Source organism: Desulfofundulus thermosubterraneus DSM 16057 (assembly GCF_900142025.1).
Lineage (GTDB): Bacteria > Bacillota > Desulfotomaculia > Desulfotomaculales > Desulfovirgulaceae > Desulfofundulus > Desulfofundulus thermosubterraneus.
Window position 1 is genome coordinate 75611 of the sequence record NZ_FQZM01000003.1, and the last position, 22455, is coordinate 98065.

At 56.4% G+C, this 22455-nt stretch carries 24 protein-coding genes; 5 read left to right on the forward strand and 19 right to left on the reverse strand.

Annotated elements, in window-relative coordinates; genetic code table 11:
- Positions 1-74: 74 nt before the first annotated feature.
- The 11 genes from mtaB to BUA65_RS00440 all read right to left on the reverse strand — a co-directional run bounded on the left by mtaB (position 75) and on the right by BUA65_RS00440 (position 13063).
- Complete coding sequence (mtaB, locus tag BUA65_RS00390) at positions 75-1385, reverse strand: tRNA (N(6)-L-threonylcarbamoyladenosine(37)-C(2))-methylthiotransferase MtaB (RefSeq protein ID WP_072866789.1); 1311 nt, start codon at positions 1383-1385, stop codon at positions 75-77.
- Positions 1386-1390: 5 nt separating this feature from the next.
- On the reverse strand, positions 1391-2179 hold the full coding sequence (locus BUA65_RS00395) for a 16S rRNA (uracil(1498)-N(3))-methyltransferase (protein ID WP_084061918.1): 789 nt from the start codon (positions 2177-2179) through the stop codon (positions 1391-1393).
- Positions 2167-3093: a 50S ribosomal protein L11 methyltransferase gene (gene prmA / locus BUA65_RS00400; protein ID WP_072866790.1), complete on the reverse strand. Its 927-nt coding sequence runs from the start codon at positions 3091-3093 to the stop codon at positions 2167-2169. The genes BUA65_RS00395 and prmA overlap by 13 nt, the downstream gene beginning before the upstream one ends.
- Before the next feature lie 16 nt (positions 3094-3109).
- Positions 3110-4246, reverse strand: coding sequence for a molecular chaperone DnaJ (dnaJ, locus tag BUA65_RS00405; RefSeq protein ID WP_072866791.1), 1137 nt, complete (start codon positions 4244-4246; stop codon positions 3110-3112).
- A 174-nt stretch (positions 4247-4420) separates the two neighbouring features.
- Positions 4421-6247 carry a molecular chaperone DnaK gene (gene dnaK / locus BUA65_RS00410; RefSeq protein WP_072866792.1) on the reverse strand — a complete coding sequence of 609 codons (1827 nt, stop codon included), beginning with the start codon at positions 6245-6247 and terminating at the stop codon, positions 4421-4423.
- A gap of 16 nt (positions 6248-6263) precedes the next feature.
- Positions 6264-6998 carry a nucleotide exchange factor GrpE gene (gene grpE, locus BUA65_RS00415; protein ID WP_072866793.1) on the reverse strand — a complete coding sequence of 245 codons (735 nt, stop codon included), beginning with the start codon at positions 6996-6998 and terminating at the stop codon, positions 6264-6266.
- Positions 6999-7015: 17 nt separating this feature from the next.
- On the reverse strand, positions 7016-8584 hold the full coding sequence (locus tag BUA65_RS00420) for a TCP-1/cpn60 chaperonin family protein (RefSeq protein WP_072866794.1): 1569 nt from the start codon (positions 8582-8584) through the stop codon (positions 7016-7018).
- 13 nt (positions 8585-8597) lie between these two features.
- Positions 8598-9644: a heat-inducible transcriptional repressor HrcA gene (hrcA, locus tag BUA65_RS00425; protein ID WP_072866795.1), complete on the reverse strand. Its 1047-nt coding sequence runs from the start codon at positions 9642-9644 to the stop codon at positions 8598-8600.
- 83 nt (positions 9645-9727) lie between these two features.
- On the reverse strand, positions 9728-10870 hold the full coding sequence (gene hemW / locus BUA65_RS00430; RefSeq protein ID WP_072866951.1) for a radical SAM family heme chaperone HemW: 1143 nt from the start codon (positions 10868-10870) through the stop codon (positions 9728-9730).
- A gap of 15 nt (positions 10871-10885) precedes the next feature.
- On the reverse strand, positions 10886-12688 hold the full coding sequence (gene lepA / locus BUA65_RS00435) for a translation elongation factor 4 (RefSeq protein WP_072866796.1): 1803 nt from the start codon (positions 12686-12688) through the stop codon (positions 10886-10888).
- A 42-nt stretch (positions 12689-12730) separates the two neighbouring features.
- Positions 12731-13063, reverse strand: coding sequence for a hypothetical protein (locus tag BUA65_RS00440; RefSeq protein ID WP_131821440.1), 333 nt, complete (start codon positions 13061-13063; stop codon positions 12731-12733).
- A gap of 248 nt (positions 13064-13311) precedes the next feature.
- On the opposite strand from BUA65_RS00440, the gene BUA65_RS00445 reads away from it, so the two are divergent.
- Complete coding sequence (locus BUA65_RS00445) at positions 13312-14091, forward strand: tRNA (adenine-N1)-methyltransferase (protein WP_072866798.1); 780 nt, start codon at positions 13312-13314, stop codon at positions 14089-14091.
- A 206-nt stretch (positions 14092-14297) separates the two neighbouring features.
- Here BUA65_RS00445 and spoIIP read toward each other — a convergent pair whose 3' ends face one another.
- Complete coding sequence (gene spoIIP / locus BUA65_RS00450) at positions 14298-15344, reverse strand: stage II sporulation protein P (RefSeq protein ID WP_072866799.1); 1047 nt, start codon at positions 15342-15344, stop codon at positions 14298-14300.
- Between the two features lie 93 nt (positions 15345-15437).
- Positions 15438-15779: a phage holin family protein gene (locus BUA65_RS00455; RefSeq protein ID WP_072866800.1), complete on the reverse strand. Its 342-nt coding sequence runs from the start codon at positions 15777-15779 to the stop codon at positions 15438-15440.
- 125 nt (positions 15780-15904) lie between these two features.
- Between BUA65_RS00455 and rpsT the strand changes: the two genes are divergently transcribed.
- Positions 15905-16174: a 30S ribosomal protein S20 gene (gene rpsT / locus BUA65_RS00460; RefSeq protein ID WP_072866801.1), complete on the forward strand. Its 270-nt coding sequence runs from the start codon at positions 15905-15907 to the stop codon at positions 16172-16174.
- A gap of 83 nt (positions 16175-16257) precedes the next feature.
- Here the strand turns inward: rpsT and holA are convergent, their stop codons facing one another.
- From holA to moaA, 6 genes are read right to left on the reverse strand one after another with little or no spacing between them, the layout of a single operon-like run.
- Positions 16258-17310 (reverse strand): DNA polymerase III subunit delta, encoded by a 1053-nt coding sequence (gene holA, locus BUA65_RS00465; RefSeq protein ID WP_072866802.1) that lies wholly within the window; start codon positions 17308-17310, stop codon positions 16258-16260.
- Positions 17311-17342: 32 nt separating this feature from the next.
- The gene (locus tag BUA65_RS00470) at positions 17343-17645 is read right to left on the reverse strand and encodes an MTH1187 family thiamine-binding protein (RefSeq protein WP_072866803.1); all 303 of its coding nucleotides are present in this window, start codon (positions 17643-17645) and stop codon (positions 17343-17345) included.
- Between the two features lie 21 nt (positions 17646-17666).
- The gene (gene mobB, locus BUA65_RS00475; protein WP_242656181.1) at positions 17667-18170 is read right to left on the reverse strand and encodes a molybdopterin-guanine dinucleotide biosynthesis protein B; all 504 of its coding nucleotides are present in this window, start codon (positions 18168-18170) and stop codon (positions 17667-17669) included.
- The gene (locus tag BUA65_RS00480; protein WP_072866804.1) at positions 18167-18622 is read right to left on the reverse strand and encodes an MOSC domain-containing protein; all 456 of its coding nucleotides are present in this window, start codon (positions 18620-18622) and stop codon (positions 18167-18169) included. Before BUA65_RS00480 ends, mobB begins: the two co-directional genes overlap by 4 nt.
- Positions 18613-19107: a cyclic pyranopterin monophosphate synthase MoaC gene (gene moaC / locus BUA65_RS00485; protein WP_072866953.1), complete on the reverse strand. Its 495-nt coding sequence runs from the start codon at positions 19105-19107 to the stop codon at positions 18613-18615. The genes BUA65_RS00480 and moaC overlap by 10 nt, the downstream gene beginning before the upstream one ends.
- Positions 19108-19125: 18 nt before the next feature.
- Positions 19126-20106, reverse strand: coding sequence for a GTP 3',8-cyclase MoaA (gene moaA, locus BUA65_RS00490; RefSeq protein ID WP_072866954.1), 981 nt, complete (start codon positions 20104-20106; stop codon positions 19126-19128).
- A 431-nt stretch (positions 20107-20537) separates the two neighbouring features.
- On the opposite strand from moaA, the gene BUA65_RS00495 reads away from it, so the two are divergent.
- From BUA65_RS00495 to BUA65_RS00505, 3 genes are read left to right on the forward strand one after another with little or no spacing between them, the layout of a single operon-like run.
- Positions 20538-20855, forward strand: a complete 318-nt coding sequence (locus BUA65_RS00495) for a (2Fe-2S)-binding protein (RefSeq protein ID WP_072866805.1) — start codon at positions 20538-20540, stop codon at positions 20853-20855.
- Positions 20839-21930 (forward strand): NAD(P)/FAD-dependent oxidoreductase, encoded by a 1092-nt coding sequence (locus BUA65_RS00500; protein WP_072866806.1) that lies wholly within the window; start codon positions 20839-20841, stop codon positions 21928-21930. Before BUA65_RS00495 ends, BUA65_RS00500 begins: the two co-directional genes overlap by 17 nt.
- Before the next feature lie 19 nt (positions 21931-21949).
- A complete protein-coding gene (locus BUA65_RS00505; protein WP_072866807.1) occupies positions 21950-22441 on the forward strand; it encodes a 4Fe-4S dicluster domain-containing protein in 492 nt (163 codons plus the stop codon).
- Positions 22442-22455 lie beyond the last annotated feature (14 nt).

Consider the following 22455-nt stretch of genomic DNA (forward strand, 5'->3'; position numbering starts at 1 on the left):
CCACCTCCCTCCCGTAAATAGTAACAACGATATTTTATTCAACACCGAAAGAATTAAATCCTGCCGGCTAAAACTTAAATTATCATTCCTTTTAAGTCTCCGCCCTTTATCCCTTCCACCCGCACCGTGACCAGCTCACCCACAGGATTTTCCCGGGCCGGGAAAATTACCCGCAGGTAATTATCGGTAAGGCCGGCAAAGAAACCTTCTTTCTCCGGCAACTCTTCCTCCACCAGCACCTGGACCTCCTGGCCAATATGTTTGGCGGCAAAGGAGCGAGCCAGCTCATCTCCCAGGGCAATCAGACGGCGGCTCCGCGCCTCTTTCACCGGGGCACTGATCTGGTCGGGAAAGGAGGCTGCGGCCGTACCCTGTCGGGGTGAATACTTGAAAACATGCAGCCGGGCAAAAGCCATCTCCCGTACGAAGTTAAATGTATTTTCAAACTGGCCGTCGGTTTCCCCGGGGAAGCCGACAATAATGTCGGTGGTAATGGCTATGCCGGGTACGAGCCCCCTCACTCTTTGGACCAGCTCCCGAAACCAGGCCGTGGTATAGTGGCGGCGCATGCGGGCCAGGACTGTATCATCGCCGCTTTGCAGGGGGATATGCAGGTGGCGGCAGACATTGGGCCGGGTAGCCATTATATCCACCAGCTTATCTGTAATGTCCATCGGTTCCACCGAACTGAGGCGCAGGCGCACCAACCCCGGAATTTCAGCCAGGCGTTCCACCAGGCCAGCCAGGTCCGGGCCGCCGGGCCGGTCTTGACCGTAGGCCCCGGTATGAATCCCGGTGAGCACCAGTTCCTTAAAGCCCCAGGCTACCAGCCTGCCGGCTTCGGCCAGGACATTTTCCGGATCCCGGCTGCGCAAAGGACCGCGGGCAAAGGGAATGATGCAATAAGCACAGTAATTATTGCATCCTTCCTGTATTTTTAAAAAGGCCCGCACCCGGGAGGGCAGCGCCGGTACGGGCAGTTCCTCGTAATCCCGGTCAGCAAAAACATCCCGTACCACGGCCAGCGGCCCCCGGTCATGGCCTTCCAGTTCCTCCACCAGATCCACAATGCGGGATTTGTCCCTTGTCCCCACCACCAGATCCACGCCGGGGATGGAGAGCACCTCTTCCGGTGAGGTCTGGGCGTAACAGCCGGTTACCACCACGCGGGCATGGGGGTTGTTGCGCGTGGCCCGCCGGATAAGCTGCCTTGACTTGCGGTCCCCCAGGTGGGTAACCGTACATGTATTGATGACATAGATGTCCGCCGGTTCACTGAAGTCCACCACTTTGTAGCCCCGCTCCCGGAACAGGGTGGCCAGGGCCGCTGACTCATATTGGTTAACCTTGCATCCCAGGGTGGTCACGGCTACAGTCCTGGGCACGTCTTTCACCCCCCATGGTTGGTTTCACCGGTCGTTCCTGCTGGATGTCCGCCCAGGTCCCCCAGCTCATAAAGAACCATAGTTAGTGTGGCCAGTCCCGCCGTTTCCGTACGCAGGATACGCGGGCCCAGGGAAACGGAAAACACGCCCCTTTCCCTGGCCATGGCCACTTCGTCGGCTTCAAACCCCCCTTCGGGACCTATGAAGACAAACACTTCCCCGCAGGACCGCCCTTTGAGGGCAGCTTTTAGGGACAGCTCCCGTTCTTCCTCCCAGGGCATCAGGGCCAGGGCACCCGGAGTTATGAGGTTGAGCGCTGCCGGCAGGTCCATAACTCCGGTAACCCGGGGCACTATCGCCCGGCGGGACTGCTTGGCCGCTTCCAGGGCTATCCGCTGCCAGCGCTGCTGGCGTTCCCGGGCCTTGTCGGAGGTAAGCCGGACCACGGAACGGCGACAGGCTAAAGGAACCACACAGGATACGCCGAGCTCGGTGCTCTTTTGTATAATTATGTCCATTTTGTCGCCCTTGGAAAGCCCCTGGACCAGGGTCACCTTCAGGGGAGCTTCCCCCCCGGGGACAAACTGCTCCAGGATTACCCCTTCGACGGCGGTTCCGGTGATAACCGCCAACCTCACCCGGTATCCCCTGCCCTGCCCGTCCATAACAGTGATTACATCTCTGGAGCCCAGGCGGAGCACCCGGGAAATATGCACCACATCGGGTCCGGTAATGGTCACCCGCTCCCCGGCGATTTGCTCCGGGGAAACAAAGAAATAGCCTATGGCCGGCACCCCCCACGGGCCAGCAGGGCATGCCACTCGCCACTGCAGCGCCGGTCTATAATCTCAAAACCGTGAGAATGCAGGGCGCCAACGACATCCTGCTCCCGCCCCCTGATGATTCCCGAGGCGATAAAGAGGCCGGCTGGTTTTAGAATCTTACGCGCCTGGAGGGCAAGGCGAACAATCACATCGGCCACGATATTGGCCACCACCACATCCACGGGGCCTTCCATACCGGCCAGTAAATCGCCGCACATGACCTCCACCAGGTCCTGCACCCGGTTTTGCTCTACATTTTGCCGGGCGGCCGCGACGGCCACCGGGTCGTTGTCCACCGCCATCACCCGGCTCGCACCCAGCAGGGCGGCGGCAATGGCCAGGATGCCCGAACCGGTGCCCACATCCACCACCACTTCACCGCCGGCCAGGACATCCTCCAGCAGGGAAAGACAAAGGCGCGTGCTGGGGTGGGTGCCGCAGCCAAAGGCCATCCCCGGATCTATTTCAATCACTACCTGGCCCGGGAGGGCCCGGTATTCTTCCCAGGCGGGTTTCACCACCAGTTTCCTGCCCACAGAAACGGGCTTATAGTAAGCCTTCCAGGAACCGGCCCAATCCTCTTCCTTCATTTTTTTGGTGTTTAAGGTAAACGTCGTCTCACCGGCCAGAGTCGCCAACCGCTCTTTCAGGGCGGCCAAACGGGCGTCCAAATTTTCATCCACGGGCAGGTAAGCCTTCACCACCGGCTCCCGCGGCAGGGATAGAGGGTCCAGAGCCACCTCCTCCTGCGGTCCCTGTAAATACAAAGAAAAGAGGGCGGGGTCTTCAATGGCCACCCCGCCGGTACCCAGCTCAATAAACATATTGCTTACCGCCTCAACCCACTCGTCAGGCGTGGTGACGGCAATTTCCAACCACTGCAAATTAACCGGCCTCCCATTAACCCATAAAAGCGTCCCTTACTTTGTCAAAGAAACCCTTTTCCACCCCAGCCGGGTTCTCCCCGCTCAACCGGGCAAACTGGCGTAACAGCTTCTTCTGTTCCTCAGTAAGCCTGGTGGGAACCATCACCTTGACCCGCACCAGCTGGTCACCCCGTCCGTACCCGCTCAGGTCGGGAATACCCTTGCCCCGCAGGCGGAAGACGGTGCCGTGCTGGGTGCCCTCGGGAATACGTATAGTTGCCTTGCCTTCAAGGGTGGGTACTTCTACCTCATCTCCCAGGGCAGCCTGAGCAAAGGAAATGGGCAGTTCCATGATCACATCATTGCCCTCACGTTTAAAGATCTTGTGAGGCCGGACGCGAATGTAAATATACAGGTCTCCCGGCGGTCCACCCCTTAAGCCGGCCTCTCCCTCACCGGCTACCCGTAGCCTCGTCCCGTCGTCCACACCGGCGGGGATCTTGATGTTGATGGTGCGGGTGCGGCGGACCTGCCCGCTGCCGTGACAGTTGGTGCAGGGCTTTTCGATAATGCGGCCTGCACCGCGGCAACGGTCGCAGGTGCGGGATTGGAAAATGCGCCCGAAGGGTGTGCTCTGGGCAAATTGAATCTGCCCGGAGCCCCCGCACACGGGACAGGTCACAGGACGGGTCCCGGGAGCAGCCCCGGTACCGTCACAGGTGCTGCATGGCTCCATGCGGGGTACCCGGATATCCTTCTCCAGGCCAAAGGCGGCCTCTTTAAAGGAAAGCTCCAGATCCACCCGGATGTCACCGCCTTTTTCCGGACCGCGCCTGTGCCGGGTGGACCCGCCAAAGAACATGTCGAAAATATCCCCGAGGCCTCCAAAATCGCTACCAAAGCCGCCAAAACCGCCAAACCCCTCGAACCCGCCAAATCCTTGATTACCGGTGGCGGCATGGCCAAAGCGGTCATACTGAGCCCTTTTCTCCGGGTCGCTCAAAACTTCGTAGGCTTCAGTTATTTCCTTAAATTTGGCCTCCGCATCCTTATCGTTGGGATTGGCGTCGGGGTGGTACTGCCGGGCCAGCTTGCGGTAGGCCTTTTTGATTTCCTCCTGCGTGGCGTCCCGGGATACTCCCAGGATTTCGTAGTAGTCACGCTTTGCCATGGCGTTACCACCACCTGACTATACCTTCTTGTATTGCCAAACGCCTCCTGGTAACAATGCAAACCTGGCCGGCAGTCGTCTTCATAAACCACCGGCCAGAAGAAATCGCACAACAAATTGCGACGCGAAAGCACATCCGCTAGTATTATACAATATTGCTGCGGCTACTGCCAATTACTTCTGATCGTCTTTGACTTCGTAATCGGCATCCACCACTTTTTCGCCCCCGGAACCGGTAGCGCTGCCACCGCCGGCCTGGGCCTGCTGGGCATGCTGCTGGTAAAGAAGGGCGGACAATTCATAAAGGGGCTTGGTCAGTTCATCGATGCGGGATTTGATGAGCTGCATGTCCTTTCCGCCCAGGGCTTCTTTCAGCCTTTCCACGGCCTTCTTCACTTCTTCCACCTTGGCCTTGTCGGCCTTGTCTCCCAGGTCCTTAATGGTTTTTTCAGCCTGGTAAATCATGCTGTCCGCCTGGTTACGCAGTTCCGCCTCTTCTTTTCGCCTGCGGTCTTCCTCGGCATGTCTTTCCGCATCTTTAACCATGCGCTGGATTTCTTCTTCCGAGAGCCGGGAAGTGCCGCTGATGGTAATGCTCTGGGCCTTGCCGGTAGCCAGATCCTTGGCGGAAACGTGGACAATGCCGTTTACGTCAATATCAAACTTAACTTCAATTTGCGGCACACCCCGCGGTGCCGGGGGAATACCGGTAAGGGTAAACCGCCCCAGGGTCTTGTTGTCGGCCGCCATCGGGCGTTCACCCTGAAGCACATGGATTTCCACCGTAGTCTGGCCGTCGGCGGCAGTGGTGAAGATCTGGCTCTTGGAAGTGGGAATGGTGGTATTCCGCTCAATGATCTTGGTAAAAACGCCGCCCAGGGTTTCAATGCCCAGGGAGAGGGGCGTTACGTCCAAAAGCAGCACGTCCTTGACCTCGCCGGCCAGCACTGCGGCCTGAATGGCCGCCCCAATGGCCACACACTCGTCCGGGTTGATCCCCTTGTAGGGCTCCTTGCCCAGGAACTTGCGAATGGCTTCCTGGACTGCCGGAATCCGGGTGGAACCGCCAACCAGGATCACCTTGTGGATGTCCTTGGGCTCCAGGCCGGCGTCCGCCAGGGCCTGCCGGGTCGGGCCCATGGTCATTTCCACCAGGTCGGCGGTCAGTTCTTCAAACTTGGCCCGGGTAAGGGTCACGTCCAGGTGCTTGGGACCGCTGGCATCGGCAGAAATAAAGGGCAGGTTGATATTGGTGGTGGTGACACTGCTCAGTTCAATTTTGGCCTTCTCGGCAGCTTCCTTCAGCCGCTGCATGGCCATACGGTCGTTGCGCAGGTCAATGCCCGTCTCTTTCTTAAACTGCTCGATCAGCCAGTCCATGATCCGCTGGTCGAAATCGTCGCCGCCCAAGCGGTTGTTTCCGCTGGTGGCCTTCACTTCAAAGACGCCGTCGCCCAGCTCCAGTATGGATACATCAAAGGTACCTCCACCCAGGTCGAACACCAGGATGGTCTGGTCCTCCTCCTTGTCCAGCCCGTAGGCCAGGGAGGCAGCGGTAGGCTCGTTGATAATGCGCAGCACCTCAAGGCCGGCAATTCTGCCTGCGTCTTTGGTGGCCTGCCGCTGGGAATCGGTAAAGTAAGCGGGTACGGTAATAACCGCCTTCTCCACCTTTTCCCCCAGGTAGGCCTCGGCATCCGCCTTTAGTTTCTGCAAAATCATGGCCGAGATTTCCTCGGGGGTATATTCCTTATCGTCAATTTTTACCCTGTAATTGGTACCCATGTGCCGCTTGATGGACCTGATGGTCCGTTCCGGGTTGCTCACTGCCTGGCGCTTGGCCAGCTGGCCCACCAGGCGCTCGCCAGTCTTGGTGAAACCAACCACAGAAGGAGTAATGCGCTCTCCCTCGGCATTAGGAATAACGATTACCTCGCCGCCTTCCATGACGGCCATACAGGAGTTGGTAGTACCAAGGTCAATACCTATAACCTTCCCCATCTATAAATTCCCCTCCTTAACAGACACTGTTGGTCTGGTTGTTCTCTTTGTTTTCTTTTTCATTTTCAGGTTTAGAGTGGTTGTTCTGTTCATTTTGCTGTTCCTGCACGGACACAGCCCGGGCCACCTTGACCATGGCCGGCCGCAATAGCCGGTCCTTAAAATAGTAGCCCCGACGCAGTTCCTCTATGACGGTGTTGTCCGGGTAAGCATCGGTTTCTTCCTGCATGATTGCCTCATGTTTGGCAGGATCAAAGGGTTCATTTACCGCCGGCACGGGAGAAAGCCCCTCTTTGGTAAGTATTTCCTTAAGCTGGCGGTAGATCATTTCCACCCCCGCCACCACCCGGGCGGGGTCCTCCTCCCGGGCCGCCAGTGCCCGCTCAAAGTTATCCAGTACGGACAACAGCTCCGCCACCAGGGGCTGGGAAGCATATTTGAACCACTCCTCCCGCTCCCTGTTCATGCGGCGCCGGTAGTTTTCAAAATCGGCCTGCATCCTTGCCAGGCGCTGGAAATAATCCTGGACCAGGGCCGTTTGTTCGGCCAGGCGTCGCTCCAGTTCCTTTACATCCACTTCCTGCCGGGATTCACCCGCCGGCTGCTGCCCATCGTCCGGCAAACCGCCTTGACCGGCAGGGGCATTTTGGGCTTCACTGCCGGATTCCCCTGCCGGTGGGCTTTCCTGGACGGCACCGGCAGGCCTGGTTTCCTCAGCCTCTCTATTTTGAGGGACTTTTTGTTCTTCCATCTCCGTCACCTCGCCAGTTATAAGTCCGTCACCTGTTTTGGGTTTACCTCCCTGTCTTCCCGCTTCTTGATGATGGTATCAATCCGTAAAATGGCTTCGGCAATCTCCCCGGCGGCTTTAAAGGCGTAAGTCTTCACCAGAACGGGGTCCACTACTCCCAGCTCATACATGTCCGCCACCTGACCCGTATCGCAGTCCACGGCCAGGGCATCGTTCCCCGTTTCCACCTGGGCAGCCATGACATCGCCAATCTTTTCCAGGGGGTTAAAGCCCGCATTGGCCGCAATCTGGGCCAGGGGGCGTTTCAAAGCTTCCACTACGCAATCCACCCCGTAGGCGGTCATGCCGCGCATGGAAGCCCGAACCTTTTCCACTTCCCGGGCCACGGCCAGCTCTAATGCCCCCCCGCCGGGGACGACTCCTCCCTTCACGGCAGCTTGTATGGCCGAAGCGGCATCTTTGGCAATGCGCTCCCTTTCCCCTACCACTTCGGCAGTAGCGGCACCCACAAGCACGGTAGCCATGGGCTTGCCGTTGCCATCCTGAATCCAGACCTGTTCCAGTTTTTCATCATGAAAAACCCGGCGGCAACGGCCGAGGCACTGCTTGATCTGTTCCAAATCCTTCTTCAATCCGGTGCGCTTGATCATCCGCGCCCCGGTGTGTTCCGCCACCCGGCGGAGCTCCTTGTTGGCCACCCTCTGGATGACCATGATGCCGGCATCGGTGAGCATCTCTTCGGCAACGTCATGAACACCCCGGTCGACCAGCACCAGTCCCACCTGCAGGTCAATGATTTTCTGCACATTATTCCGGAACTGGTTTTGCAACTCCATGTAACGGGCGAAGCCGGCTTCGGTGGCCAGGGCCTCTTCCTCTATTTCCTCCGGCTCCAGGGCGTCATCAATCACGAGTACGCTAACATCCGTCAGTTCCCGGGGCATCTGGCGGTTCATGGGTTCCTTGTTCACAATCACGCCCATAAAAACCTGGTTATCCGCCCCCTCTTCAGCCATAACCGTATCGGAAAAGCGAAAGGCCCGGTCTAAGAGCTTTTCCCGGCCGATCATCCTGGCCGCCTGCACCACCAGGGCCGCAATATCATCGTGCCCCCGGCCGGCCACCAGGGCAACCTGGTAGATTAATGGGTCGTCCAGATCTGTCACCGGCCGGGCCCTTTGCAACATTACCTCCAGGCCCCGCTTTACCCCCGCCCGGATGCCTTCAATAACCCGGGCTACCGGCACTCCCCGGGCCACCTGCTCCACCCCGGCACCAACCATGGCCCCGGCCATTACGGTGGCCGTAGTAGTACCGTCGCCAATTTCTTCCTGCTGGGCTTTGGCGATGTTGATCAACATCCGGGCCGCCGGGTGGTTAGCCTCCATCATGGTAAGAATGGTTACCCCGTCGTTGGTAATGACCACTTCTCCAAACTTATCCACCAGCATGGTATCCAGGCCCTTTGGCCCCAGGGTACCTTCTACGGCTGAAGCAATGGCACGAATGGCGTTAGCATTGGTCACCAGGGCCGCCATCCGCTCATCCACTTCCGCACCGGTACTGGCCTGCTGTTTGAGACTCAAAACCCGCTCCCCCTTATTTGTCCCAGCCACCCAGGAGATCTTCCAGAGCGCGGGAAAGGTTTTTGGTCAAATGTTCTACCACGGTGACCACCCTGGCATAATCCATGCGGGTGGGACCCAGAACGCCAATAGACCCAACAGGCTTTCCTTTCAACCGGTAGGTGGCCACGACCATACTGCAGTTGCTCATCTGCCGGCAACGGATTTCCCGGCCAATGCGCACGGTAACGCCTTCTTTGCCCACATCGTCAGCCAACAAATTACACAAAAGACTTTCCTGTTCCAGCAGGCTGAGCAAAGTTTTAACTTTTTCCACATTATGGAATTCCGGTTGGTTTAATATATTAAGGATCCCGCCAAGATATATTCTATCCTCAGGTTGTCTGGTCAGGCTGTCCTGCAATAGTTCCATGGCCAGTTCAATAATGTGTTTATGCTTGACCAGTTCAAAGTAAATTTCCTTTACCAGGGTAAGCTTAATGCTGTCCATGGTGCGGCCCTGGAGTTTGGCATTCAGCACCGCGGAGATGGTTTCCAGGTCCTCGGAGGTTATGCCACGGGGTATATCAATAATCCGGTGGTGTACGGTACCGCTATCCATAATGGCAACCAGCATGGCCTGCTCGAAACCCAGCTGCACCAGGCGAATGTATTTAAATCTGCTGGTACCGATTTTGGGCGGCAGCACCATGGCGGCATACTTGGTCAACTGGGACAATAATTGCCCCGTCCGTTGGATTACTTCTCCCACATCCCGGACTTTTTGATGATAGCTTTTGCGAATCAACCCTTCTTCCTCGGGGGTTAACTCCTGTCGTTTCATTAAATAATCCACATAATACCGGTATCCCAGCTCCGAAGGGATTCGTCCGGCAGAGGTATGGGGCTGTTCGATATAACCCATGTCCTCCAGATCGGCCATTTCATTGCGGATGGTAGCCGGACTGATACCCAGCCGGTATTTCCGGGCGATAGTGCGGGAACCCACCGGTTCAGCAGTGGCAATGTAATCGGTGATAATGGCCAGAAGGATATCCTGTTTACGGGCATCCATTCTCACCTTTAACACCCCCTTTGTTAGCACTCGATCGTGCTGAGTGCTAAATCCTTTTAAGTTAAACATAGCACCGGGCTGAACATTTGTCAAGGCAACACAAACTCCCGGAAGACAGCATTGGCCAGGGGCAAGCCCCGAAAAGTCAACCTCAGGCGACCGGAATGGATTTCCAAAAGGCCTGCCCTCCTCAATTTTATGATTTGCTCACCAAAAACCTCTTCAATATTTTCCCCAAAACAGGCTGCAAATTTCTCCAGATCCAGACCTTCTATAAGGCGGAGGCCCAGAAACACCGTTTCGGCCATCATGGTAGCCCGGGATAATTTCTCGCGGCCGGCCACCGGTAGTTCCCCGGATAAAAGGCGTGCCTCATATTCCTCCAGGGAAGCGGTGTTGTATAAGCGCTCGCCCCGCAGGTAGGAATGGGCTGCCGGCCCCAGGCCAAGATAGGGTTCGTTGTGCCAGTAGGTTAAATTATGCCGGCACCGGTGGCCCGGGCGGGCAAAATTGGAAACTTCATAATGTTCGTAACCCCGGGCCGCCAGAAAGTTAATCACCTCCCGGTACATGGCCAGATCGGTTTCCTCGTCACAGGGAAGGACGCTCCCTTCAGCCACCGCCCGGGCCAGTGGCGTGCCTTCTTCTATTTGTAGCGAGTAGGCTGAAATGTGCTCCGGCCGTAGAGTCAATATTTTATCAAGGCAGTGCAGCCACTCCGCCACGGTTTGGCCGGGTATGGCAAAGATAAGATCCAGGTTCAGATTGTCAAAACCAGCCCGGCGGGCCAGTTGCACCGCCTCTACCGCCTGGCTAAAATCATGAACCCGTCCCAGCAATTTTAAAAAGCGGTCCGAACAGGTCTGCACCCCCAGCGAAAGGCGGTTAACCCCGGCGGCACGCAAAGCCCTTAGCTTTGGCAGGTCCACCGTACCGGGATTGGCTTCTATGGTCACCTCCACCCCGGAAAGCCACTGGAAGTAGCGGTAGCATCCTTCCAGAATGGCTACCAGTTCCCCTTGCGGCAGGCAGGTGGGAGTGCCCCCGCCGATGAAAATGGTCTTGAGCTGCCTCTCCTGCGGGGCTAGCCGCTCGTGGTACAGAGCCATTTCCCGTAAAAGAGCGACCCGGTACCGGCGGGCGGCTTCCGGGTCATAGGTATAGGAAACAAAGTCGCAGTACCGGCATTTACGCAGGCAAAAAGGTACGTGAATGTACAGGCTGATGGCCACGAGCTCACTCCCCATTTACCTCTCTTCTATGCTCAGCACCGCCATAAAAGCCTCCTGGGGAATTTCTACGTTGCCCACCTGCTTCATGCGCTTTTTGCCTTCCTTTTGTTTTTCCAGAAGTTTGCGCTTGCGGGTTACGTCACCGCCGTAACATTTGGCCAGCACGTCCTTGCGCCGGGCCTTAATGGTTTCCCGGGCAATCACCCGGCTGCCGATGGCCGCCTGGACGGGCACATCAAAAAGCTGCCGGGGGATCAAACTGCGCAATTTTTCCACCAGTTGCCGGCCCCGGTAGTAGGCCTTGTCCTGGTGGACAATACAGGTCAAGGCATCCACCGGCTCGCCGTTGATCAGGATGTCCAGTTTAACCAGGTCACTTTCTTTGTACCCGGACAGTTCGTAATCCAGGGATGCATACCCCCGGGTGCGGGACTTGAGCTGGTCAAAGAAATCGAAAATGATCTCGGCAAGAGGCAGGTCGTAGACCAGCATGACCCGGTTTTCGCCCAGGTACTCCATGGTTTTAAAAGTGCCCCGGCGTTCCTGGGCCAGGTCCATTACCGCCCCCACATGCTCCTTGGGCACCATAATGGTGGCGGTAACAAAGGGTTCCTCCATCCGGACCACCTTCCCCGCCGGGGGAATTTTGGTCGGGTTGTCGATGTAAAGCTCTTCTCCCGAAGTGGTAATCACCCTGTACACCACGTTGGGTGCGGTGGTAATCAAATTCAAGCCGTACTCCCGCTCCAGGCGCTCCTGGACAATTTCCATGTGCAACAACCCCAGGAAGCCACAGCGAAAACCAAAACCCAGGGCTTCGGAGGTTTCCGGTTCGTAAACCAGGGAGGCGTCGTTGAGCTTCAGTTTTTCCAGGGCGTCCCGCAGGTCGCCGTAATCCACCGTATCCACGGGATAAAGGCCGCAGTAAACCATGGGCGTAACCTTGCGGTAACCGGGCAAGGGTTCGGCCGCCGGGCGGGCAGCATCGGTGATGGTGTCGCCCACCCGGGTGTCCCTGACATTTTTTATGCCTGCAGCCACATATCCCACCTGACCCGTATCCAGCCGTCCGGTGGGAGTCATGGCCGGTTTGAAGATGCCCACCTCGCTGACCTCAAATTCCTTCCCGGTGGACATCATCTTTATGTGCATGCCCTCTTTCAGGTGGCCATCCACCACCCGCACATAGGCAATAACCCCCTTATAGGGATCGTAATGGGAGTCGAAAATGAGGGCTTTTAAAGGGGCAGCGGAATTGCCACTGGGAGGCGGTATGCGCCGCACAATGGCTTCCAACAACTCCTTAATTCCGGTCCCAAACTTGGCCGAAACCAAAACGGCCCCGGAGGCATCAAGGCCGATTACGTCCTCAATTTCCCGTTTCACCCTTTCGGGATCGGCCGCGGGCAGGTCTATTTTATTAATCACCGGAATAATTTCCAGGTCGTTTTCAATGGCCAGATACACGTTGGCCAGGGTTTGCGCCTCAATGCCCTGGGCCGCATCCACCACCAGCAGGGCTCCCTCGCACGCCGCCAGGCTGCGGGACACTTCGTAGGTAAAATCCACGTGTCCGGGAGTATCAATCAGGTTTAACTGGTATTCCACCCCGTCTTCCGCCCGGTAGGCAAGGCGTACCGCCTGCAACTTGATGGTAATGCCCCGCTCCCGTTCCAGATCCATTTGATCCAGCACCTGGTCGGTCATTTCCCGGGGGCTGAGCGCTCCGGTATATTCCAAAAGCCTGTCGGCCAGGGTAGACTTGCCGTGATCAATATGGGCTATTATGCAAAAATTGCGGATTTGTTCTCTCCCCATACAAAATCACCATCCCAGCTCTCTCAAAGCCTTATTATAACATCAATTACTGATGGTGAAAAGAACACCCCACTCATGCGTACATAGAGCGCGCAGCTTCTCCTGATACGTCACAATGAGTTCTTTTATTGAGTTCATGTGCCGGTCAAACCCAGATTCCTGAAAATATTCCTCGAAAGCTTTCGCAGCCTGCCCCAGGTGCAGGGGGTCCGGGGGTAAAAGAAATTGATTATACCCCGCCACCACCACCTGCAGGCCGAAAATGATCAAACCCAGAAAAATTCCCAGGGTGATGACCGTCCTCCACCAGCTGATACCCATGGCATCACTTCCCATTTTCCAGTATTGAACGACAAAGGCGGGTTTATACCTCACAATAAAAAGACTACCTGCCATCCAAAACCGGTCAGGTAGTCTATTTGCTTTGCCCTTATATCCCCGGCCATTCAAAATGGCCGTCAGGGCGGTAGCCCCTTTCCGGCGGAATGCACCGTACGGGTAAAGGAACCACCATTCCCCGCTGGGATTTCAGCTTATGATAAAATAAAATGCCAGAGGTAAATGTTTGGCGTGATACAGGCAGCAACGAACCAGCCGGATTACCTGCCAGGAGGTGCATAGCCATGCCGTTTAAAGAAGGAGAACTGGTTGTTTTCGCCGATCACCGCGTTCAATTATTGCAGCGCTTGACCCCAGGGGAGCGCTTAAACACATATTGGGGTTACATTGAACACGATGAAGTGCTGGGCCTGGAACCCGGCAGTGTTGTCAATACTTCAGAGGGTAAGAAACTCTATGTTTTTTACCCCACTCTCTCGAACTATATAATAAAGATGCCGCGCAAAAGCGGCATCATATACCCGAAGGACTTGGGCATTATTATGATGTGGGCGGATGTCCGGCCCGGTGACCGGGTGTTGGTGGGAGGTGTAGGCAGCGGGGCGCTTCTGCTCGCCGTACTGAGACAGGTAGGGCCCACCGGGAAAGTGGTAGCTTACGACATTCGTCAGGACATGCTTGACTGTGCCGTGGAAAACATTAAAGCCTATTTTGGCGGCTTGCCGCCATATCTTGAACTCAAGCTTGGGGACATATACGAAACAACCGGGGAATCGGGATTCGACCGTGTTCTCCTGGATGTACCGGAACCCTGGCGGGCGGCCAAGACTGCGGACGATGCCCTTATCCCCGGGGGTATATTGTGTTCTTACTTGCCTTCCATCATGCAGGTTCGCACTTTTGCCACTGTCCTGCAAAAGGGAGGCACCTTTGGTTTGATTGAGACCGTAGAAGTAATGCTTCGGGGCTGGCACATAAAGGGCCGGGCTGTAAGGCCCCAACACCGTATGGTGGGCCATACCGGGTTCCTCACGTTCGCCCGCAAACTGAACGACCAGGAGTAATTTGGTACTGTAGCAAAACCAGCAACGAAACGGGCGGCGGTCGTCCCTTAAGGAGCGACCCAGCACTCACCATAACAAAGTCCTCGTTAGAATAGCTATTAAGACCAAGGTACTCAAAAGAAGTACCCTACCAGTGAGTGCTGGGCCGTCCCGGTTAGTTATGCGACAGTGTCCATTTACCGCGAGGATTGATTATGTACGTTTTTTTATTCAGCGCTAGGTTGAGCGGGCCCGGCTTCCATCAGTTTCCGCACCTCTTCCCCCAGCACCCCGGCAAATAAGCGGGCCGCAGCCAGTGCCTCGTCGGTGGTGTTATTGGTGCTTCCAATCTCCACCAACAGCGCCCGGGGATGGAGAAACTGGTTGTAACGGCCTTCCTTAACCCGTACCCCCCGACATAAACCGGGGTATTTTTTGTCCAGGGCTGCGGCCAGCTGCCTGGCAAACTGCTCATTCTGCCGCCAGGTGGGGAAGGGCGCCCTGGCGTCCGAACCGACGACAAAGAGGATGGGGGCTACCTCCATATCCTTCACCTTTACCAAACAGTCCCGGCGGGGTTTTCCGGCATCCCGGTGGACATCCAGGAGCACTTTCAGCTGTGGCTCTTCCTTCAACAATTCCCGCACCGTTTTTTCGGATTCCATATATGATGAATTGTATTGCCGGTCATGGATTTTTTTAATGTGCAGGGTGGAAATTCCATATTTGGACTCCAGTTCCTGGCGTATAATCTCCCCAACCTTAACCACACCCCCTTCTTTACCCTCCAATCTGGCCACACCATCCGTAAGCGTGTAGGTTTCCCCGGTGTGGGTGTGGTAAATGGCCACCAGGTACTCCCCGGAGGTTTTTCGGGTCATACCCGCGTGCTCCTCAGAGGCAGGTTCTACCGGATTGACCTCCACTTTTCGCTTTACCGGTACATAAGCCAGCAGGGGGAGCTGGGAACGAAGCAATGCCCGGGGGTATTTGTCGGGCAGGGCAAAAGAGCCAACCAACCCGGGCCACAAACTAAATAACGAGTCTGCAAAATCACCCTCATGTTGTACACCGGCGGCGTGATGGGGCATGACGGCCTCCAGGAACAGCCGCGGGTCCCTGTTTAAAAGGACCTGTCCTCCCCAGCGCAAAAACAAAACCCCTGTTCCAACCACCAAGGTAAGAAGCGAAAAAATAATCCCGGCAACCACCAGGAAACCGTAGAGTCTATTCCATAGCCAGCGGAGGCGGTAGCGGTAAAGAGTATGGTACACAAAAAATCCCCTCCCGGATTGCCTGTACCATTCTATTCCCGGAAGGAGATCTTTATGAAGCCAACCTGCCTGCAGGCTAAAGTGGCTTGACTGCTAGCGCAACACCGTAGGCACTACAGCATCTATAAGTCCGATAATGAAGGCAGCGATCAGCGCGCCCAGCAAATTAACACTGAGCAGGTTGGGAATGATAAACTGGGCCACGTAGATTACCACTGCGGCGGTTATAAAACCTACTATCCCCCTGCTGTGGGGCGAAATCCGGTCACCCAGCAGGGCTTCCACAATATAACCCAGCACGGCAATAACCACCGCGGCAATCAGTGCCCCTACGAACCCCCCGCGTACCACAAAGCCCGGGGAGAGCCAGCTCACCACAATGAGCACCAGCGCGGAAACGATAAACCTTACAATCACTCCCATCCACTGCGTCATGGCAATCACCTCCTCCTTTTTGCTACGAGCATAGCTTTGACAAAAAAACGGCTGGCTATACCGGTTGCCCTTGCAATTTTTTTTGGCCCGTGGTAAAATGAGGGCTGTTGGGAGGTGACTGAACGGTGCCCAATACCAAGTCCGCCATAAAAAGAGTTAAGGTTACCCGCAAACGCACCCTACGCAATAAGCAGCTGAAGTCTGCCCTGCGCACTGCCATTAAGAAGTTTGAGCGGGCTCTATCAGCCGGTGTCAACGTGGAGGAAACGAGGGAACTCTTGCGCCGGGCGCTGAGGGCCATTGATAAGGCGGTAACGAAGGGTATCATCCACAAAAATACTGCTGCCCGTAAAAAATCCCGCCTGACCAGACGGTTCAACCGCCAGGCAAGCTAGCCCGCACACTCCTCCCGGAACAAAAATGATGAACTCGGCAAAAAAACCACCCGGTAGTAGAGGTGGTTTTTTTAGTACCATATTTACGCCACGGTTTCCCGTTCCATCTCCAGCAGAAGCATTTCAATACCCGGGTAAAATTCCAGCCTGCCCCTCTTTACCGCCCGGTCTAAATCCAAAAGTTTTTGCAAAGCCATGATTACCTGTTCCCGGGTGAAATTTCCCGACTGGGCCAAAAGCTTTTGAGCAACAAAGGGATGCACCCCCAGCTTTGCCGCCGCCTCACCCGGGGACCGTTTTCCGGCACTTAATTCCATGGCCCGCAAGATTAGCCGAAACTGCCGGGCTATCATGGCCAGTATCGCCGGGCCTGTCTGACCCTGCCGCATCAACCCCCGGATGCCCTCCAGCGCCGCTCCGATCCGTCTTTCCCCGATGGCATCAACGACGCTAAAAATATTTTCCTCCAGGGCCGGCACGGTTAGACGATAAATGTCTTCCTCCAGAATGGTTTTCCTGGAACCGGTGTAAGAAATTAACTTGGCCATCTCCTGGCTCAAAACAAACAGGCTGGGGCCTACCCGCCTTACCAGCAGCCCGGCCGCGTCCGGGGTAATGGTCTTGTGGGCCAGGCGCGCCTGTTTTTCCAGCCAGCGCACCAGGTCCCGGCTTTTTAAGTAGGTAAATTCCACTACCCGCCCGGTTTCTTTAAGCGACTTAAAAAGGCGTCCCCGCTGATCTACGGGATGGGTGGTGGTAAAGATCAGGCAGGTGGTAGGGGTAGGCTTTTGCATGTAGGCCAGCAAAGGGGGCTCCGTATCCCGGGAGGAAGCTCTGGTTCTCTTATTGCTGGATGGACCGGAAGAACCGGTAAAAAACGGGGCATGGCGGACCACGACCAGGCGCCAGCCGGCCATAAAAGGGGGGGTTTGTGCCCGCACAACAATATCCCCTTCGGTAACCCCCTCCCCGTCCAGAATGTCAAGGTTGAACTCCCCTGCCGGGGGCACCAAAAGTTTTTCCCGGAACCTTTGGACGGCCTTTTCATGCAGAAACGACTCCTGGCCGTAAAAAAGATAAACCGGCGCAATATTACCTTTTTCCAGGTCATTAATTAAATCAAGATAGTACTTCAAGCCCACCCCCCCTTGATTGTAAAATTCGTAATTTACTTCAGCTTTTCCTCCACCGCCGACACTTTGCCGGCCATGGTCAATTCCTTATCCCGCCGGTCGTCAATGCGAATGGTGGTCACCACCCGGGCAATCCCCTGGTTGAAGGGCACTTCGTGCATCCGGCGGACCACTGCAAGAATGAAATCCAGATCCCCTTCGATGATGGTCCCCATGGGGGTCAGCTGATAACGAATATTCTTTTCGCCCTGCAGGACATCCACACACCGGGCTACATAGGCACTCAAACTGGTGCCGGCGGTGCCGATGGGCACGATGCTTACTTCCACCACGGCCATTATCATCACCCTATCTCAAGGTTAATCCAAACCCAGGAAATTAACAATGAGATCTGCCACCGCTCCTACTTCATCGCTACCAAAACAGGGAAGCTCTGCATGGTGAGCACCGTCACCTACCAGGGCAACCAGCCGGTCCTTTCTCCCCACCGGGGCGGTGCATCCCCCGGGCGGGCAGATCTCGATCTGGGGCCAATCCGCCTTTTTGTAACCTTCCGCCAAGACGATGTCCACCGGGCCAAGCAAAGGAACGATTTGCTCCGGGGACAACTCTTCATCCACCTGGCGAATGACGGCAATTTTACGGGGAGCGGAAATACATACCGCCCGGGCACCGGCCCGGGCATGACGCCAGGTATCCTTACCCGGCTTATCTATTTCAAAGTCGCCATGGTGGTGCTTGATGGTTCCTACGCGGTAGCCGCGCCGTTCAAATTCCGCAATCAGCTTCTCCAGAAAAGTGGTCTTGCCTGCGTTGGAAGTTCCTACGATGCATATTCCAGGAGGGCCGGACATGTTCTTCATCTTCCGGAACTACTCCCCGGTTCAAGGACTTCTATCCGGTCTCCCACCTTCACCGGCCCGCCGGTAAGAATACGCACAAAGATGCCCTCCCGGGGCATGATGCAGTCCCCGGTCAGCCTGCGAATCTCACAGGCAGAATGGCATTCCTTGCCGATCTGGGTCACTTCCCCAATGGCTTCAGGGCCGATGGCCAGCCGGGTACCCACGGGCAGGCCGGCCAGATTTATCCCTTCAGTGGTAATGTTTTCGGCAAAATCACCAGGATTGACGTCCAAACCCAGTTCACGCATTTTTTGAATGCTTTCCATGGCCAAAAGGCTGACCTGGCGGTGCCAGGGCCCGGCGTGGGCATCCCCTTTCAGACCGTGATTGGCCACCAGCATACCGGTACCAATGTTCTTCTTGCGCGTGCCCTTTTCCGGACTTGCACACACTGCTACAATTACTCCCATTCTTCTTCTCCCTCCCGCCGGAATTCCCCACTTTTGCCGCCGCTTTTGCTCACCAGCCGGATATTCTCGATTACCATGCCCCGGTCCACAGCCTTGCACATGTCATAGATAGTCAGAGCGGCCACACTTGTGGCCGTAAGGGCCTCCATTTCCACCCCGGTCTTGCCGGTGGTCCGTACCCGGGCCTGGATTTCCACCCTGTCCGGAGGCTGCAGGCGAAAGTCCACAGCCACACTGGTTAAAGGAATGGGATGGGCCAGGGGAATGAGCTCCTGCGTTTTTTTGGCGGCCATGATTCCGGCCAGGCGGGCCACCCCCAGCACATCTCCCTTGGTTGCTGTACCGCCAGCAATGATGTTTAAGGTCTCCGGACGCATGAGCACTTCTCCCCGGGCCACAGCCTCCCGGACGGTATCCCCTTTCCCGCTTATATCCACCATGTGAGCCCGGCCCCGGGAGTCAAAATGATTTAAAGTGATATCCATAATATTAATCACCAGCTCCTAGCCGCCAATTTGAGACATGTTTTTCCGGGAGCAGGACTGCCCCTCATTTAAATGGTGACGGCCGGGCTTGTCCCAAACAGCCCGGGCCACCAGCTCAGCCAGTTCATCCAGGGTGGCACCCCGGCGCAACGGCCCTTTGAGATCAATTTCGTATTCATGAAAAAGACAGGGCCTCAAGGCACCGGTAGCGGTCAGGCGCAGGCGGTTGCACCGTCCGCAAAAATGATCGCTCACTGCGCTGATAAACCCAATGGTCCCCGCCGCCCCCGCCAGGCGGTAGTAGCGTGCCGGCCCGCTACCCGTCAGCTTGCGCACTTCCTGCAACTGGCCCAGTTCCTCCTCAATCCGGCTCCTGATTTCCGCGGTGGGAATATAGCCTTCCCTGGAAACGCCGGCAGATGTTCCAAAGGGCATCAATTCAATGAAACGCACGTGCAGGGGCCGGTCCAGCGAAAGGCGGGCCAGATCGCAAATTTCATCATCATTAAAACCGCGTACGACCACGGCATTCAGCTTGACCGGATGAAGGCCCAGCTCTAAAGACCTCTCTATTCCCTGCCACACCGCTTCCAGACGGCCTCCCCGGGTAATATAACTGTAGCGTTCGGGTTTTAATGTATCCAGGCTGATGTTTACCCGGCGAAGGCCAGCGGCTTTTAACTGGTCGCCCCTGGCGGCCAGCAGGATGCCGTTGGTGGTAAGGGCCAGGTCGTCAATTTCCGGTATGGCAGCCAGTGCCCGCACGAGATCGGTTATCCCGCGGCGTACCAAGGGCTCTCCTCCGGTAAGGCGCACTTTTTTCACTCCCACCCTGGTCGATGCCTCGACCACCCGGACAATTTCCTCCAGGGTAAGGATTTCCTTCCGGGGCACGACGGATACACCCTGAGGGGGCATGCAGTAATGGCAGCGTAAATTACAGCGGTCGGTGACTGAAACCCGCAGGTAGTTTATCTCCCTTTGGTAACGATCTTCCACAAAATGTGCACCTTCCTCCGGTGTTAGGCTGCTCAAGATAATATTCTCGACAAAACCGTACTTTCCTGCCGGCATCTCCGCAAAATAGATACTGTCGCATAACCACCCGGGGCGGCCCGGCACTCACCGAAACATAACTCCGCCCCTGGTATTTCAGGTTTAATTGATACCTCCGGTTTTAGAAAACCTGGTAGACCAGTGAGTGCTGGGTCCCCGCTCACTCCAGTGCTTCGCGCTGAAGCACTTTGGACTCTGTTCAAATTCTGTTTAATTGTCCAAACATCTCGTCCAATTTATTATACAACACAATCTTCCTCAGCGGCCAAATGGGGCGGTAGAAACGGCCTTTTCCTGGTATTCTTTTTGCGTATGGCATTTGTATCGTAGCAAATCGTCATGTTATCTTCGCAAGTTGAAATGGAGGTGTGACCATGCGCATAGAGCAGCACCCCGTTCTGGAATTCAGGCGAGGAAAAAAAATAAAGTTCACTTTTGACGGTAAAGAGTATGAAGGCTACGAAGGGGAAACCATTGCCGCGGCCCTGCACGCCGCCGGCATCCGGGTCATGCGGGAAAGCCCGGTGCTCCACCGTCCCCGGGGCCTTTTCTGTGCCATTGGCAACTGTTCCTCCTGTCTCATGACTGTAAACGGGGAACCCAACGTGCGAATTTGTGTGGAAAAACTGCGCCCGGGCATGGTGGTGGAAAGCCAGAAAGGAAAGGGAGTCATTTATGCAGCAGGAAATTAGCTTTGTAGAAATCGCGGTCATTGGCGGCGGTCCGGCCGGACTTTGTGCCGCCCTGGAAGCAGCAAACGCCGGTGCCCGGGTGGTCCTTTTGGACCGCCAGGACCGGCTTGGAGGCCAGCTAGTCAAGCAAACCCACCGTTTTTTCGGTTCCCGCAGCCACAGGGCTTCCGAACGGGGGATCAATATCGCGGCCGAACTCACCGGACAGGTGATATCCCATCCTCTAATCGAAGCCCTGACCGGTGCCACCGTCTTTGGTTTCTACGAAGACGGCGTGCTGGGGGTAGAACAGGAGGGGAAAGTCTTTTACCTGAAGCCTTCCCGGGTAATAGTAGCTACCGGAGCGTCGGAAAAGACCCTTGCTTTCCCCAATAATGACCTGCCGGGTATTTACGGCGCCGGTGCGGTACAGACACTGGTCAATGTTTACGGTATTTTACCTGGAAAGCGGGTCCTGATGGTGGGCGCCGGCAATATCGGGGTTATTGTCACCTACCAGCTGCTGCAGGCCGGCATGGACGTGGCCGCTATCGTGGAGGCCGCCCCGAGAATTGGCGCCTACTGGGTTCATGCAGCCAAAGTACGCCGGGCGGGAGTACCCATCCATACCAGCCATACCATCAAGCGGGCCTACGGTGGGCGGGAAGTGGAAGGGGCCGTGATCTGGCAGCTGGATGAACAGGGACAGCCCGTACCGGGGACGGAAAAGGACTTTGCCGTAGATACCATTTGTCTCTCCGTGGGCCTTTCACCCCTGGTGGAACTGCTGGCCCAGGCTGGATGCCGCCTGGCTTACGTACCCCAGCTGGGCGGGCACGTGCCTTTCCGTGATGCCAACCTCCAGACCACCGTACCGGGAGTCTACGTAGCCGGCGATGCAGCCGGGGTGGAAGAAGCTTCGGCAGCGATGATGGAAGGCGCCCTGGCCGGGCTGCATGCCGCTTACAGTTTAGGCTACAGTCAGACCGGCTACGAGGCCCGGCGCGCGGAGTTGCAACACCAGCTGGACAGCCTGCGTTCTGGCCCGGTGGGCGAAAAGATCCGCACCGGGCTGACCAGGGTGCTGGTTGAATAAAGTGCGGGAGGTGAAGCTTATGCTTGCTGTGGATGGCATCCCCACCCCGGAGGACCTGGCGGCAAAGATGCCCCCGCCGGAGCGGCTGGCCAGAGGGCCGGTGGTCATAGCGGAATGCTTTCAACCCATTCCCTGCGATCCCTGCAGCCACGCCTGTCCCCGCCAGGCCATCGGACCCTTTGAGGATATCAACGAAATACCGCAGGTGGACTACGAAAAATGCAACGGCTGCGGCCAGTGTATCACCCGCTGCCCGGGGCTGGCCCTTTTCGTCGTGGATCTCACTTATAGCGACGAAGAAGCCCTGATCAAGCTGCCCTACGAGTTCCTCCCCCTCCCCGCGGAAGGTCAGGAAGTAACCGGGGTGAACCGGGCGGGGGAAAAAGTGTGCCGGGCACGGGTGATCAAAGTGGTGACAACGGAAAAGATGGATAAAACCGCGGTCGTCTGGCTTGCCGTACCCAAGGAGCTGGCCATGGAAGTACGGCATTTTGTTATAACACATGTCTAAAATGGGTGTTATTA

Excerpts from the sequence above, each read along its gene's own strand:
- BUA65_RS00500 (WP_072866806.1), top strand. The coding sequence starts at position 20,839 with ATGCAGCAGGAAATTAGCTTTGTAGAAATCGCGGTCATTGGCGGCGGT.
- grpE (WP_072866793.1), bottom strand. The coding sequence starts at position 6,998 with ATGGAAGAACAAAAAGTCCCTCAAAATAGAGAGGCTGAGGAAACCAGG.
- BUA65_RS00455 (WP_072866800.1), bottom strand. The coding sequence starts at position 15,779 with ATGACGCAGTGGATGGGAGTGATTGTAAGGTTTATCGTTTCCGCGCTG.
- BUA65_RS00445 (WP_072866798.1), top strand. The coding sequence starts at position 13,312 with ATGCCGTTTAAAGAAGGAGAACTGGTTGTTTTCGCCGATCACCGCGTT.
- BUA65_RS00505 (WP_072866807.1), top strand. The coding sequence starts at position 21,950 with ATGCTTGCTGTGGATGGCATCCCCACCCCGGAGGACCTGGCGGCAAAG.
- dnaK (WP_072866792.1), bottom strand. The coding sequence starts at position 6,247 with ATGGGGAAGGTTATAGGTATTGACCTTGGTACTACCAACTCCTGTATG.
- dnaJ (WP_072866791.1), bottom strand. The coding sequence starts at position 4,246 with ATGGCAAAGCGTGACTACTACGAAATCCTGGGAGTATCCCGGGACGCC.
- mobB (WP_242656181.1), bottom strand. The coding sequence starts at position 18,170 with ATGAAGAACATGTCCGGCCCTCCTGGAATATGCATCGTAGGAACTTCC.
- lepA (WP_072866796.1), bottom strand. The coding sequence starts at position 12,688 with ATGGGGAGAGAACAAATCCGCAATTTTTGCATAATAGCCCATATTGAT.
- BUA65_RS00470 (WP_072866803.1), bottom strand. The coding sequence starts at position 17,645 with ATGGCCGTGGTGGAAGTAAGCATCGTGCCCATCGGCACCGCCGGCACC.
- BUA65_RS00480 (WP_072866804.1), bottom strand. The coding sequence starts at position 18,622 with ATGGGAGTAATTGTAGCAGTGTGTGCAAGTCCGGAAAAGGGCACGCGC.
- moaC (WP_072866953.1), bottom strand. The coding sequence starts at position 19,107 with ATGGATATCACTTTAAATCATTTTGACTCCCGGGGCCGGGCTCACATG.
- BUA65_RS00495 (WP_072866805.1), top strand. The coding sequence starts at position 20,538 with ATGCGCATAGAGCAGCACCCCGTTCTGGAATTCAGGCGAGGAAAAAAA.